Here is a 14,757-nt window from a genome sequence, read left to right as displayed (position 1 = left end):
GGCGTTTGCCAAAGCTGAGCGCGGCGGCCCGCGCGGGCACAAGTGAAAATGTTGCGAGTCGCAGATTTTACCCCTAGCCAGAGGGGGCGTGCAAAAGAAAAGGGCAGCAGATGGCAGATCTTTACGACGCGGGCTTTACCGAACGGCTGCGGCACGGCGCGCTGTCGCTGCGCGATCAGTGGGGCCTGAGCGATGCCACCGAAGTGCGCCTGCTGACCCTGTCGGAAAACGCCACCTTCCTTGCCACTGATCCGGCCCGAGACGCGCCCGTCATCCTGCGCGTGCACCGTCCCGCCTATCACAGCCGCGCCGAAATCGACTCGGAACTCGCCTGGATCGACGCCCTGCGCGACAGCGGCGCGGTGGACACGCCAGAGCCGCTGACCACCCGCGGCGGTGGCCATGTCGCCAGCTTCCAGGACGGCGCGGAGACGCGCCATGTGGTCGGCTTTACCTTCATGTCCGGCCATGAACCGGCGGCGGGCGAAAGCCTGGTGCCGGGGTTCGAGATGCTGGGCGCGATTTCCGCGCGGCTGCACGCCCATGCCCGCGCGTGGCCCCGGCCAGACGGGTTCACCCGCAAGACATGGAATTTTGACAGCGCCTTTGGCGCGGCACCGCTCTGGGGCGACTGGCGCGCCGCTTTGGGGCTGGATGATGCGGGGCGCGCGGTTCTGGAACGGCTGTGCGACGTGCTGCGATGCAAGCTTGCCGCCTACGGCGCGGGCAGCGACCGTTTCGGGCTGGTGCACGCCGACCTGCGGCTGGCGAACCTGTTGCAGGACGGCGCGCGCCTTGGGGTGATCGACTTCGACGACTGCGGGTTTTCGTGGTTCGTCTACGATTTCGCCGCCGCGATTTCGTTTTACGAAACCGAATCCTACATCCCCGCCCTGAAGGCCGCCTGGCTGAAGGGCTACCGCTCGGTCGCGCCGCTGGACCCGGAACACGAGGCAATGATCCCCACTTTCGTGATGTTCCGCCGCCTTTTGCTGACCGCCTGGATCGCGTCGCACGCCGAAACCCTGACCGCCGCCGAGGCCGGCCACGGCGCCTATACCGCCGGCACCGTCGCGTTGGCCCGCGCCTGGCTGGAGGCCAACGCATGAGCACGGTGCGCCCGATACTCGACATGAACGCCTTTGACGCATCGAACGGCGCCAAGGGGGCTGTGGGGCGCAGGCTGGCCAATCTTGGCGCCGCCTCGGTGCTGTTTTATCGCGAGCCGATCCAGATGGTGTCCGCCAAGGGCGCCTGGATGACGGCGGCGGACGGCACGCGCTACCTGGACTTTTACAACAACGTGCCCTCGGTTGGGCATTCCCATGCCGCGGTCGTTGAGGCGCTGAGCGCGCAGATTGCAACATTGAACACCAACGCACGCTATGTGGTCAGCGTTGTCGACGACTACATCGAGGCGCTCAAGGCGCGCCTTCCGGACGCCCTGTCGAACGTCGTGCTGACCTGTTCGGGAAGCGAGGCAAACGACCTTGCTCTGCGCATCGCCTTTGCCGCGACCGGCAGACGCGGCGTGATCGTCACCCGGACGGCCTATCACGGCAACACCGCGCTGGTGACGGATGTGTCACCGTCGGCGCTGAAGCGCGGTGCGCCCCCCGATTGGGTGGAAACCGTGCCCGCGCCGGGGCGCGAGGCCTATCGCGATGACATCGCGGGCGGGTTCAGCCGTGCCGTGCGGGACGCCATGGCGCGACTGGACGCCAGGGGCCACGGCACTGCGGCGCTCTTGGTGGATTCGATCTTTTCATCCGACGGCATATTCGCGGACCCGGCGGGATTTTTGCATCCCGCGGCAAAGGCGGTGCAGACGGCCGGCGGTCTGGTGATCGCCGATGAGGTTCAGCCCGGCTTTGCCCGCACCGGCGCGGCGTTCTGGGGGTTTCAACGTCACGGCATCGCACCGGACATCGTCACCATGGGCAAGCCGATGGGCAACGGTTTTCCCATGGCGGGGCTTGCGGCGCGCCCCGCACATCTGGCGGATTTCTGCGCGACAACGGGCTATTTCAACACGTTCGGCGGCAACCCGGTGGCGGCGGCGGCAGGCCACGCAGTGTTGCGGGTGATCGAGCGCGAGGCGCTTCAGCGCAATGCCCTGGACGTGGGCGCACTGCTTCTGGACGGGCTGCGCGGAATCGCCGCCGGGCACGAGCGCATCACGCAGGTGCGCGGCGCGGGCCTGTTTCTGGGCGTCGATCTGGGGGATGCCGGCGCGCCGGATGCGGCGTTCACCACGCAGGTGATCGACCGCATGCGCGATCAGGGCGTGCTGATCGGCGCGGCGGGACGTTATGGCGCGACGCTGAAACTGCGGCCGCCGCTCTGCCTGACCACGGAGGAGGCGGCACGGTTTCTCGACATCTTTGAACGCGCCGTATCAGCCTAGACGCGCCAGCCGCACCTTGACCCCCGCCGCATCAAGCGCCTGCGCCAGCGGGCCGCGCGGCGCGGCGTCGGTCGCCAGATGGTCTATCTCGCGCCAGTCGGCATAGCGGGCGGTCGCGATGCGGTCGAACTTGGAATGATCGGCAATCACCATGGTGCGCGCGCATTGCCGCAGCATGGTGGCATAGACGTCGCCCGCTTCGATCCGCGCATCCGAAGGCCCCAGCGGCGACAGCGCGCTGGCCCCGGTCACCGCCCAGTCGGCGGCATAATCCGACAGAAAGCGCACCGTCTGCGCGCCGTGCATGGCGCCTTCGCCGGCGTGATAGACACCCGGAGCCATGATGATCCGGATCGACGGGTTCGACGCCAGCGCGGCGGCAATGCTAAGGCTGTGGGCGATCACCGTCAGGTCCGACATCTGACAGGCCATGCGCTGTGCCAGTTGCGTCGTGGTCGCGCCCGACCCCAGCATCACCACGCGCGCGTCCGACATCAGCGCCACCGCCTCGGCCGCGATGGCCGCGCGTTCCGCGACGAGCGACTTGTGGCGTTCGGCAAGCGCGGGTTCCATCGGCTGGCGCATCATCGCGCCTCCATAGGTGCGCGCGATCAGGCCGCGTGCGGCAAGCTCTTCCAGATCGCGGCGGATGGTTTCGGTGGTAACATCGCTGTCACGGGCCAGTTGCCCCACCCGCAGCGTCGGCGCGATCGCGAGCCGGTCCAGGATCGTCTTTTGACGCGCGTCCTTTCTGCGTGACATGCCCGGCCCCCTGCTATCCGGTCGATCCAAGCAGAGCTGCGGGTGGGCATCAAGCCCGTCAGTGCATATGCCCCGCGTGGCTGTGCTGTGCCGCGCCGGCGGCCTCGACCGCGACATGCAGGTCAAGTTCGCCGATGCCGGTCAGCAGGTGCATGTCAAACGTGTCCCCCCGGTGCAGGTCCTGCGTCAGCCCTCCAAGGCGGATCGCCAGCGCGTCCGGTTCAAGATGCAGTTCGCGCCCCGGCGCAACCGGAACGGTGGGGATGTCCACCCAGCGGGCCTCGCCGTTTTCAAGCGTGAATCCCACCAGCGCGCCGGTTTGGGCGATATCGGACCTGGCGCCGTGGATAAGAACCGGCGCGGCGCCGTGGTTTTCCAGGTCGACGAATACATAGGTCGTGCCGTCGCGGGCGCTGGCACGGGTCCAGGCGTGCATCGCGTGCAGCGTGCCGTGATGGGACAGGTGGTCGTCGTGGTCCTGCGCGATGGCGGGCAGCGGCAGCACCAGCAGGGCAATAATCGCGGGGTAACGCATGGCGGGAATCCTTTTCGAAACAGCGGGTCAGGAACGCAGACCCTGCACCACCGGCTGGCGCAGGACGATGGCGGCAGGCAGCAGCGACAGCAGCAGCGTCACCGAGACGAAGACGGCGAGGAAATGGATCTCGGTCCAGCCAACGGGCGCGGCCACAAGCACATCGGTGCGCGCCGTGACCACCCGCGCCAGCACAGATGCCGTGCCGACACCGGCGCAAAGGCCCAGCAGCGCGCCCGACAGCAGCAGCGCCGCGCCAAAGCACCACACCACCGCAAAGACGAACCGCGCCGGCGCGCCAAGCGCGCGCAGCAGCGCGATCTGCCGGCGAAACAGCCGCGACAGGATGAACAGGCCCAGCAACACCGATGCTGCCACCAGCGCCTGCGTCACCAGCGCCATCAAAGACATGACCTGCCGCACATCCCCCAGCACGCCGTACAGTTGCGCCAGCACCGCGCCGGGAAAGAACGCCATCGTCTCGCGGTCGCGGGTGAATTCCGAGCGCAAGGCATAATTCGCCCAGAGCGCATCGGAATGCACCACCACCGCCGGGGCGCCGGGGAAATAGGCGGCATCGAACGGCGGGCCAAGGCGGCCCGTGCCCGGCGCGTGGCCATTGGCAAGGCCGTGTACCTCCCAGACGGTTTCGATGGGCACCAGAATGGCGCGATCCCACGGCGTTCCGCTGCGCCCAAGCCGCCCTACGACGCGAATATGCGCATCGCCATGGGCGTGATCGTCGACGGCATCGCCCACGCCGTGGGCGGGAGTGAATTCGGCGCCGATTTCAAGCGGAACCAGAGCGCCGATCAAGGCCTCTCCCTCGGCCTGCCAGGGGCGTCCGGTGATCTGCCCGTCGGCCAGGTAACGGGCGAACCCAAGCGTCGTGCCGACCACCGCCGACGCACCAAAGCTGTCGCCGAACGCCAGAGGTGCCGCCAGCGCCACGGAATCGTGGCCCGCGATCTCGTCCCATGTGGCGCCATCCAGCAGCCCCATGTCCGCCGGTTGCAGGAACACCGTCGCCAGCATCGCGGTCAGTTCCGATCCGGGCGCGGTGATCACCAGATCGAACTTGTCCGCCGCCTGCGCGGTGCCGCGCCGCAATCCGCGTTCCTGTGCCAGCAACCCGATGCCCATGCCCACCGACACCGCGATCAGCAGCACGAACAGCGCCGAGGCCCCCCGGAACCGCCACAGGATCGCCCGCACCAGCGGCCAGGGCGCATAACCGCGCAGCACCAGCGCGCCGGTCAGCAACGCGGGCACAAGAAACAGGACCGTCAGCGCGATATCCTGCCACAGCGCGGACACGTCATTCCAGGCCATGCGGCGCCGCCTCGTCCGAGACCAGCGCGCCGTCGGCGATGGTCAATACCCTGTCCATCCGGTCGATCAGCCGCGCGTCATGGGTCACCACCACCAGCGTTGTGCCGTTGCCGCGCACCAGTCCGATCAGATCCGCGGTCAGCCGGTCGGCGGTGCCCCGGTCGAGCGAGGCGGTCGGCTCGTCTGCCAGCAGCACGGGCGCACCCGATGCCATGGCGCGTGCGATAGCGACGCGCTGACGCTCTCCTCCGGAAAACGACGCGACGGAGCGCCCGGCGTGATTGCCAAGCCCCAGCGCCGATAGCCGCGCATCCGCGCGTGCGCGCAGTTCCCGGCGTTGCGCACGGGGAAGGAACAGCGCGGACAGCGCGGCGTTGTCCCCGGCACCGAGTTCTTCGAACAGCAGGAAATCCTGAAAGATCATGCCGATGTTGCCAGCGCGGAACCGCGCGCGTTTCTCGGCGCTGAGCGGCATGATGTCGGTGTCGCCCCAGCACACCCGGCCCCGCGCCGCGATCAGGCCGGCCAGCGCATACAGCAGCGTGGATTTGCCCGCCCCCGACGGCCCGCGCACGCCCACCAGCGCCCCCGGCGGCAGCGCCAGCGACGACACCGACAGCAGCACCCGCCCGCCCGCGCCCGTCACGCAGAGCCCAGAGACCGACACTGGCAGGCCCCCGGTCATGCGTAGCTTGCATCCGACAGACGGACCATGCTGACAAAGCCGGTGTCGGGGTCGCGATAGCTGCCCAGCTCCAACACGCCCGAGACGGTTATCAACACGTTGAACGGCGACACATCAACGACGCGCTTGGTGTAGACGGCAAGGATGTCGTTGGGCCAGTCGGCCTCGGATTCGCAGAACGGGCAGACGGCCATCGGGCGCTTGGTCAGCACGAAAAACCGGCTTTCCGCCTTGAGAGGCGGCGCCATGAACCCCGACACCGAAAGCCGCTGACCTGCGCTGGCCCGGGCCAGATCCGACAGGCCGGTGCCGCGCACCCGATACAGATCGCGCAGCCTGATCGACGTATCCGCCAGCGCCGGCCGGGCCAGCATCGGGGCGGCGAGCGGTGTGGCCAGCGCGCGTGCGATGAAAAGGCGTCTTGTCGGCATCATCGGCTCCATCGAAAGGAAACAGGAGGCCCCGGCAAGGGGCCTCCTGCGCAAAGTCGCAGGCCGGGATCATTCGGCAGTGATGGCGTGGTTCATCACATGAAAGATCACGTTCTGCTCAAGCGTGCTGTCGAACAGATGCGCCCAGGGGCCCTTGGCATAAACGGCGACGTCTTCGCCCGAATGCGATTCCGAGGATTTGGGAACCAGCGCCTGCTGGACGTAATCCAGATCGGTCGCTTCTTCCTGTGTGATGTCGGCACGGCCTTCGGGGGCGGCAAAGCTGCCATCGGGCTGTTCGACCAGAACCGAACCTGCGCCGTTCAGATAACCGACCACGGTAAAGGGCTTCCCATCGGATCCAAGCACCAGCTCGTCCGAATGCTTGTCGCCGGACTGGGCCACGTCGTAGCACAGGCCCATGATGTCGGACCCGCGGCCGCAATAGCCGTTCATGGCGATCGAATGCTCGTGGTCGGCGGTGACGATGATCAGCGTGTCGGATTCATCGGTCAGCTCGTCGGCCATGGCGACGGCCTCGGCAAAGGCGACACCGTCGCGCACCACACGGGCGGCGTTGCCGTCGTGGTTGGCGTGATCGACGCGGCCCGCTTCGATTTCCAGATAGTAGCCGTTTTCGTTCTGGCTCAGGAACTCGATGGCCTTCCTGGTCATCTCGGCAAGGCTTGGCTCGTCGTCATCGGCGCGGTCGGCTTCGTATTCCATGTGGCTGTCGTTGAACAGCGCCAGCACCGGAGCATCCATGGTCAGCGCATCGAACGACGCGGTGTCGTTGGCAAACTGCACGCCAAGGCCGGTGGCACGGTCGATCAGGTTCACGCCATCGGTACGGCGGCCCGTGGACTGGCCGTTGGCCTCGCCCTCGGGCAGAAAGGCGCGCCCGCCGCCGCCCATGGCGAAGTCGATGATGCCGGCTTCCATGCTGTCAATCAGCTGGGTGGCGATGTCGGTCTGGCTGTCGCAACCCTCGGGGACGCTGCCTTCCCAGTTGCGGTTGGCGGTCTTGGCGTAGACGGCCGCCGGAGTCGCGTGGGTCAGCCGCGCGGTCGACACGGCGCCGACCGACTTGCCCATGTCGGATACGATCTCGGCGAATGTGGTCAGCTCGTTGCCGGTCACGGTGGCGCAATCGTCGTGGATCGCATCGCCGCCCAGGTTGATCAGGTTGAACCGCTGCTTGACCCCGGTATTCATCGCGCCCGCCGTGGGCGCCGAATCCGGCGTCTGGGCGTTGATGTTATAGGTCTTGATCAGCGCGCTGGACCATTCGGGAGTCTCGTAGGGCAGCACGTTTTCCTCGCCCAGCATGCCTTTTTGCTGACCGTCGAACAGGCGCGTGATGTAGTTGGTGCCCACGCCGTTGCCATCCGCGACCAGGACGATCACGTTCCTGGCGCGCGCGGTGTTGGGCTGACGGGCGATCATCGCCGCGACAGCAGCCTGGCCATCGGTGAACCACGGGCTGGACGCTTGCGGCAGCGCAGCGTCCTGCGCGTGGGCCGACGTTGCAGCGGCAAGGGCAAGAGCGGAAATCAGGGTGCGTTTCATGGGCGGGCAACCTCCGTTTGATGATGGTCCGGCGGCGGATGCCGGGAGTTCGTTCGATCGCGCTTCGATTGGGCCTCGAATGTAACGATCCCGTGACGTTTCTGCGAAGTTCCCATGAGATCCGGCGCGGTCGGATGTGAACAGATTTCATGATCTCCTTGTTCAATATGAATTGGATTTCATCGCCCCAGAGGCATACATGACCCCAAAGCCCGTAAGGATATGTCCATGACCCGTACCGCCCCAGTCCGTTCTTCCGTATTTGACCAGCTTGAAAAGGCCGCGAGCGATCGTATCCTGATCCTGGATGGCGCGATGGGAACGCAGATTCAGCAGCTTGGGCTGGCCGAGGGCGATTTTCAGGGCTGCGGCGGCGGGGCCTGTTCGTGCCACCTGCCCCATGCCAGCGACAAGCCGCAGCAGGGCAACAACGACATCCTCAACCTGACCGCGCCCGACAAGGTCGAGGAAATCCACTATCTTTATGCGATGGCGGGTGCCGACATCGTGGAAACCAACACGTTTTCATCGACCACCATCGCGCAGGCCGATTACGACATGCAGGGAGCGGTGCATGATCTGAACGTCGCGGGCGCGCGCATCGCCCGCAAGGCGATGGACCGGGCCGAGGCGACCGACGGGCGCGCCCGTTTCGTCGCCGGCGCGCTTGGGCCGACCAACCGCACCGCGTCGATTTCACCAGATGTGAACAATCCCGGCTACCGCGCTGTCAGCTTCGACGACCTGCGCGCCGCCTATGCCGAGCAGTTGCACGGCCTGATCGAGGGCGGCATCGACATCGTGCTGATCGAAACGATCTTCGACACGCTCAACGCCAAGGCCGCGATCTTTGCCTGCGAAGAGGTGTTCGAACAGACCGGAACGCGCCTGCCGGTGATGATCTCGGGCACCATCACCGATCTTTCGGGGCGCACGCTGTCCGGGCAGACCCCGACCGCATTCTGGCATTCGGTGCGTCACGCCCAGCCCTGGACCATCGGGTTGAACTGCGCGCTGGGGGCCGACGCGATGCGGCCGCACCTGGCCGAAATCTCGGGCGTGGCGGATACGCTGACCTGCGCCTACCCCAACGCGGGCCTGCCCAACGAGATGGGCGAATACGACCAGACCCCCGAAGAGATGGCCGACCTGATCGCAGGCTTCGCGCGCGAAGGCCTGCTGAACGTGGTCGGCGGATGCTGCGGGTCGACCTATGACCATATCGCCGCCGTCGCGAAGGCGGTAGAAGGCCACGCCCCCCGCGCCATTCCCGCCCACAAGCCGCTGATGGGGCTTTCAGGGCTGGAACCGTTCACGCTGACCAGCGATATTCCGTTCGTCAATGTAGGCGAACGCACCAACGTCACCGGCTCGGCCCGGTTCCGCAAGCTTGTCACCAACGCCGATTACGCCGCCGCGCTGGATGTCGCCCGCGATCAGGTGGAAAACGGCGCGCAGATCATCGACATCAACATGGACGAAGGCCTGATCGATTCCAAACAGGCAATGGTCGAGTTTCTGAACCTCATCGCCGCCGAACCCGACATCGCCCGCGTGCCGATCATGATCGACAGTTCCAAATGGGAGATCATCGAGGCCGGGCTGAAATGCGTTCAGGGCAAGTCGGTGGTCAATTCCATCTCGATGAAGGAAGGCGAAGAGGCGTTCCTGCATCAGGCCACCCTGTGCCGCCGCTACGGTGCCGCCGTCATCGTCATGGCATTCGATGAAAAGGGCCAGGCTGATACCGAGGACCGCAAGGTCGAAATCTGCACGCGCGCCTACAAGCTGCTGACCGAACAGGTCGGATTTCCGCCCGAAGACATCATCTTCGATCCCAACGTGTTCGCCGTCGCCACCGGCATCGAGGAACACGACAATTACGGCGTCGATTTCATCGAAGCCACCCGCCGCATCACCACCGATTGCCCGCATGTGCATATCTCGGGCGGCGTGTCGAACCTGTCGTTCTCGTTTCGCGGCAACGAACCCGTGCGCGAAGCAATGCACGCTGTGTTCCTGTACCATGCGATCCAGAACGGCATGGACATGGGCATCGTCAACGCAGGGCAACTTGCGGTCTATGACCAGATCGACGCCGACCTGCGCGAAGCCTGCGAAGACGTGGTGCTGAACCGCACCCCCGCAAGCGGCACGCCCACCGAAAACCTGCTGGACATCGCCGAACGCTATCGCGGCAAGGACGGCGCCAAGGGCCGCGAAAAAGATCTGTCCTGGCGCGAACTGCCGGTGGAAAAGCGCATGGAGCACGCGCTCGTCAACGGCATCACCGAATATATCGACGCCGACACCGAAGAGGCGCGCCTGCAAGCCGACCGCCCCCTGCATGTCATCGAAGGCCCGCTGATGGCCGGCATGAACGTCGTCGGCGACCTGTTCGGCGCGGGCAAGATGTTCCTGCCGCAAGTGGTGAAATCCGCCCGCGTGATGAAACAGGCCGTCGCCCTGCTGCTGCCCTACATGGAAGAAGAAAAGCGCCTGAACGGCGGCAGCGGACGCGAAAGTGCGGGCAAGGTGCTCATGGCCACGGTCAAAGGTGACGTGCATGACATCGGCAAGAACATCGTCGGCGTTGTGCTGGCCTGCAACAACTACGAGATCATCGACCTCGGCGTGATGGTTCCCGCCGAAAAGATCCTTGCCACCGCCAGGGCCGAAGGCGTCGACGTGATCGGCCTGTCGGGTCTTATCACGCCGTCGCTGGACGAAATGGTGCATGTGGCGTCGGAAATGGAACGTACCGGCTTTGACATCCCGTTGCTGATCGGCGGCGCGACCACCTCGCGCGTGCACACGGCGGTCAAGATCCACCCGCGCTACGGCAAGGGTCAGGCGGTCTATGTCACCGATGCCAGCCGCGCTGTCGGTGTGGTCAGCTCATTGCTCTCGCCGACGCAAAAGCCGGGCTATGTCGCCAATATTCGGGGCGAATACGCCGATGTGGCGCAGAAACACGCCCGCGCCGAACTGGCGAAAAAGCGCATTAGCGTCGAACAGGCCCGCGACAACGCGCTAAAGCTCGACTTCGGCAACCATGCGCCCGCGCCGTCCTTCCTTGGCAACAAGACGCTGGCGGATTGGGATCTGGCCGAGCTGGCCGACTACATCGACTGGACGCCGTTTTTCCAGACGTGGGAGCTGAAAGGCATCTATCCCAAGATCCTGAACGATGAAAAGCAGGGGGAGGCCGCCCGCGCCCTGTTTGCCGACGCGCAGGCCATGCTCAATCAGATCATCGCCGAAAAATTGTTCACCCCTAGGGCGGTCGTCGGGTTCTGGCCCGCCAATGCCACCGGCGACGACATCGCAGTTTTCACCGACGAGACGCGCAGCATGCCGCTGGCCACGCTGCACACTCTGCGCCAGCAGACCGCCAAACGCGATGGCCGTCCCAACGTTGCGCTGTCCGATTTCGTCGCCCCCATCGGCAAACCCGACTACGTCGGCGGCTTTGTCGTGACCGCAGGCGCGGAAGAAGAAACCATCGCCAAACGGTTCGAGGCGGAAAACGACGACTACGCCGCGATCATGGTCAAAGCGCTCGCCGACCGCTTTGCCGAGGCGCTGGCCGAACGGATGCATGAAAAGGTACGACGCGAACTCTGGGGCTACGCGCCCGACGAATCGCTTAGCCCGGCCGATCTTATCGCCGAAAAATACGACGGCATCCGGCCCGCGCCAGGCTACCCCGCACAGCCGGATCACACCGAAAAACGAACGCTCTTCGACCTGCTCGGCGCGACCGAAGCCACCGGCGTCGAACTGACCGAAAGTTTTGCGATGTGGCCGGGATCGTCAGTCTCGGGGCTCTATATCGGCCACCCCGACAGCTACTACTTCGGTGTGGCGCGCGTCGAACGCGATCAGGTCGAAGATTACGCCGCGCGCAAAGGCATGTCTCTGACTGATGCCGAACGCTGGCTGGCCCCGATCCTGAACTACGTTCCGACCAAGGCCGTGGCCGCCGAATAAGGGGCCAGCCCCTCTTGGCCTGACGGCCAATTCACCCCGGAGTTTACCTGGCAAGATGAAGCGCAACCCGCCCCTTCATCTTGCCCTTGAACTCCGGGGGTGCGGGGGCCGGCCCCCGTGTTGCGACGAGACAGTCCAGCGCCGCGTCTCAGCGTTTTCCGAGGTGTTTCTTCAGCGCGCCTGCGTTCTTTTCACGGCGGCCCTTGTATGGATTCTTGTCCGCCCCGCCGCGCATATATAGCCGGATCGGCGTGCCCTGCATGTCAAAGCTTTCGCGCAAGCCGTTGACAAGATAACGCGAATAGCTTTCCGGCATCTTGTCGGGGTGCGAGCATTTCACCACGAAGGCGGGCGGGCGCGTTTTCGCCTGTGTCATGTAGCGCAACTTGATCCGCTTGCCCTGCGGCGCGGGCGGGGGATGAGAGGAGATCATGCCTTCCAGCCAGCGGTTCAACTGCCCCGTGGTCACCCGGCGATTCCAGGTTTCCCATGCCTTGACGATCGCGGCGTTCAGCCGGTCCAGCCCCCGGCCCGTCTTGGCCGAAACGGTCACCAGCGGCGCGCCGCGCAACTGCGGCAGCAGCCGGTCGAAGGCTTCTTTCAGGTCGCGCAGCTTTTCCTGTTTGTGCTCTTCGACGTCCCACTTGTTGACGGCGACAACTACTGCGCGCCCCTCGCGTTCGGCAAGGTCGGCGATGCGCAGATCCTGTTGTTCGAACGGGATCGCCGCGTCCAGCAGAACCACCACCACCTCGGCGAATTTCACCGCGCGCAGACCATCGGACACGGACAGCTTTTCCAGCTTTTCCTGCACCTTGGCCTTTTTGCGCATGCCGGCGGTGTCAAAGATCCGCATCGGGGTATCTTCCCAGTCGATGCGCACCGAGATGGCATCGCGGGTGATGCCGGCTTCGGGGCCGGTGAGCAGGCGGTCCTCGCCCATGATCTTGTTGATCAGCGTCGATTTGCCCGCGTTGGGGCGCCCCACCACGGCGATCTGCATCGGGCGCGCTGCGGTGATCTTGGGCAGCGGGCTGTCCATGTCGTCGTCGTCGGACAGGTCGATATCGGTTTCCGGGGCCTCTGCGGCGGCACGCTCGGCGAATTGATCCGCGAGCGGTTGCAGGATGCCGTAGAGATCCGGCATCCCCTCGCCGTGTTCGGCGGACAGGCGCAGCGGCTCGCCCAGGCCCAGCCCGTAGGCTTCGAGCACGCCGGCTTCGGCGGCCGAGCCTTCGGCCTTGTTGGCCGCAAGGATGACGTGCTTGGCCCGCTTGCGCAGGATCTCGGCCAGGATTTCATCCGTAGGGGTCACACCAGCGCGCGCGTCGATCAGGAACAGGCAAATGTCGGCCATGTCGACGCCGCGTTCGGTCAGGCGGCGCATCCGTCCGGGCAGGCTGTCGTCGGTGGCATCTTCAAGGCCCGCGGTGTCGATCACGGTAAAGCGCAGGTCGCCCAGTTTGCCCTCGCCCTCGCGCAGATCGCGCGTCACACCGGGCTGGTCATCGACCAGCGCCAGGCGCTTGCCGACAAGGCGATTGAAAAGCGTGGACTTGCCCACGTTCGGGCGCCCCACGATGGCGAGAGAGAAGGTCATGTCAGGCACCCTGGATCACAAGCCGCCCCAGTAGCGCATTTGCGCCCCCCGCGAAAGGGGGCGCAGACGTTCAGCGGTAGCCGAGCAGTTGTCCCGACTTGCCGAGCACGAACAGCGTGCCCCCCGCGATGGCGGGTGCGGTGGTTGCGCCGCCGGGGATCGCCACGGCCGACAGCAGCGCGCCGTTCACGGGATCGAAACTGCGCAGGAGCCCGTCCGACGACGGCACGACCAGTCGTCCGCCCGCGATGACCGGGCCGTAATGGGCATAGGCGCTGTCGCGACGTTTCTGCGGTTTGCGCACGTTCTCGTAGCCCGGCAGGTCGACCGACCAGATCTGTTCGCCCGTCCCGGCATCCAACCGCACGAGGCGATTGAGATCGGAAATCAGGTACACCGAATCCGCCGTGGGCCAGACCGGGCCCAGCGCGCCCATCCGTGCCGTCCAGATCCGTTCGCCGCTGCCCAGGTGAAAGCCGACCACACGGCCCGAATGGTTGCCCACGAACACCTTGTCGCCAAAGATCACCGGCCCGCCGGTGATGTCGGTGATCGACGCCAGCGCCGAGCCCTGCCGCGTGCCGACCACATCCGCAGACCAACGGCGCAAGCCTCCCTCGCGGAACAGCGCCTGCACGCCGCCGGTGCCATAGGCGAAAATAACAAGGTCGTCGGATACCGCCGGCGCCGGGGCGCCCGCCACGTTGTTGACATCGCCAAGCCCGGTGCTGTCCCAGCGGATGCGGCCCGTGTCCGCCTCCAGCGCCCAGCCCCGTTCGTCGCCCGAGGTCAGGTAAACCAGCCCGCCCGCCACGGTCGGCGCGCCGGTGGCGGTGTTGCCCAAGCGCTGTACCCAGATTTCCGCGCCGGTCGCCGCGTCCAGTGCCGCGATGCGCCCAAACCCCGAGGTGACGTACAACCGCCCCGCATCGAACGCCAGTCCACCGCCCTGCGCCTGTTCGGCGGTGTCGCGGATCGGGGTCATCTCCTTGCGCCACAGCACCTGGCCCGTGGGGCTGACGGCGCTGACCACATGGGCCGCATCCATCACATAAACCCGACCGCCGCCCACAACGGGATCGACGTTCAGCCGCCTGCGTCTGCCGTCACCCGTGCCGATGTTCACCGCAAATGCGAGTTGCGGCGCGCGGCTGAAGGCGGCATTGCCGACGCGCGTGAACGGCGACACCGGGCTTTGCGCCCAGTCCGCGTTCGCGACCGCCGCCGGGACCGCCGCCGGACGGGCGCTGTTGACGCGCGTGCCCGCGTCGGGGTCGCCTGCCTCAAGCACTTCGCGCGTGCCGAACCGTTCGCCCTGAAGGATCGGTTCCTGCTCTTCGCACGCGGACAGCACCATGAGGCCGACGAGCCCCGCCGAAATCATCGTGATACGCAAAACACCTGCCCCCTGCCGTTCCTGCCTGGTTCGCGCCGGTTCACCCG

The 14,757-nt window shown here is 66.0% G+C and carries 11 protein-coding genes; 3 read left to right on the top strand and 8 right to left on the bottom strand.

Annotation, left to right across the window (positions count from 1 at the left end; all coding sequences use genetic code 11):
- Positions 1-110: 110 nt before the first annotated feature.
- Complete coding sequence (locus ATI53_RS04375; RefSeq protein ID WP_009505264.1) at positions 111-1,109, top strand: phosphotransferase enzyme family protein; 999 nt, start codon at positions 111-113, stop codon at positions 1,107-1,109.
- A complete protein-coding gene (locus tag ATI53_RS04370) occupies positions 1,106-2,407 on the top strand; it encodes an aspartate aminotransferase family protein (protein WP_111549808.1) in 1,302 nt (433 codons plus the stop codon). The genes ATI53_RS04375 and ATI53_RS04370 overlap by 4 nt, the downstream gene beginning before the upstream one ends.
- Here ATI53_RS04370 and ATI53_RS04365 read toward each other — a convergent pair.
- The 6 genes from ATI53_RS04365 to ATI53_RS04340 all read right to left on the bottom strand — a co-directional run bounded on the left by ATI53_RS04365 (position 2,399) and on the right by ATI53_RS04340 (position 7,721).
- Positions 2,399-3,169, bottom strand: a complete 771-nt coding sequence (locus tag ATI53_RS04365; RefSeq protein ID WP_111549807.1) for a DeoR/GlpR family DNA-binding transcription regulator — start codon at positions 3,167-3,169, stop codon at positions 2,399-2,401. The genes ATI53_RS04370 and ATI53_RS04365 overlap by 9 nt on opposite strands.
- A gap of 58 nt (positions 3,170-3,227) precedes the next feature.
- Complete coding sequence (locus ATI53_RS04360; protein WP_009505267.1) at positions 3,228-3,704, bottom strand: copper chaperone PCu(A)C; 477 nt, start codon at positions 3,702-3,704, stop codon at positions 3,228-3,230.
- Positions 3,705-3,731: 27 nt separating this feature from the next.
- Complete coding sequence (locus tag ATI53_RS04355; protein WP_009505268.1) at positions 3,732-5,036, bottom strand: ABC transporter permease family protein; 1,305 nt, start codon at positions 5,034-5,036, stop codon at positions 3,732-3,734.
- A complete protein-coding gene (locus tag ATI53_RS04350) occupies positions 5,023-5,721 on the bottom strand; it encodes an ABC transporter ATP-binding protein (RefSeq protein ID WP_111549806.1) in 699 nt (232 codons plus the stop codon). Before ATI53_RS04350 ends, ATI53_RS04355 begins: the two co-directional genes overlap by 14 nt.
- Positions 5,718-6,152, bottom strand: a complete 435-nt coding sequence (locus ATI53_RS04345) for a hypothetical protein (RefSeq protein ID WP_034452860.1) — start codon at positions 6,150-6,152, stop codon at positions 5,718-5,720. Before ATI53_RS04345 ends, ATI53_RS04350 begins: the two co-directional genes overlap by 4 nt.
- Positions 6,153-6,221: 69 nt before the next feature.
- Positions 6,222-7,721, bottom strand: a complete 1,500-nt coding sequence (locus tag ATI53_RS04340; protein WP_009505271.1) for an alkaline phosphatase — start codon at positions 7,719-7,721, stop codon at positions 6,222-6,224.
- Positions 7,722-7,949: 228 nt separating this feature from the next.
- Between ATI53_RS04340 and metH the strand changes: the two genes are divergently transcribed.
- A complete protein-coding gene (metH, locus tag ATI53_RS04335; protein WP_111549805.1) occupies positions 7,950-11,714 on the top strand; it encodes a methionine synthase in 3,765 nt (1,254 codons plus the stop codon).
- 148 nt (positions 11,715-11,862) lie between these two features.
- On the opposite strand, the gene der is transcribed toward metH, so the two are convergent.
- Both der and ATI53_RS04325 read right to left on the bottom strand, forming a co-directional pair.
- Positions 11,863-13,314 (bottom strand): ribosome biogenesis GTPase Der, encoded by a 1,452-nt coding sequence (der, locus tag ATI53_RS04330; protein ID WP_111549804.1) that lies wholly within the window; start codon positions 13,312-13,314, stop codon positions 11,863-11,865.
- A gap of 70 nt (positions 13,315-13,384) precedes the next feature.
- On the bottom strand, positions 13,385-14,710 hold the full coding sequence (locus ATI53_RS04325; protein ID WP_009505274.1) for a PQQ-like beta-propeller repeat protein: 1,326 nt from the start codon (positions 14,708-14,710) through the stop codon (positions 13,385-13,387).
- Positions 14,711-14,757: the final 47 nt, after the last annotated feature.

This window comes from Salipiger aestuarii (assembly GCF_003259905.1).
Lineage (GTDB): Bacteria > Pseudomonadota > Alphaproteobacteria > Rhodobacterales > Rhodobacteraceae > Salipiger > Salipiger aestuarii.
Note: the sequence above shows the minus strand (reverse complement) of the source record. Positions and strands in the feature narration are given on the sequence as shown.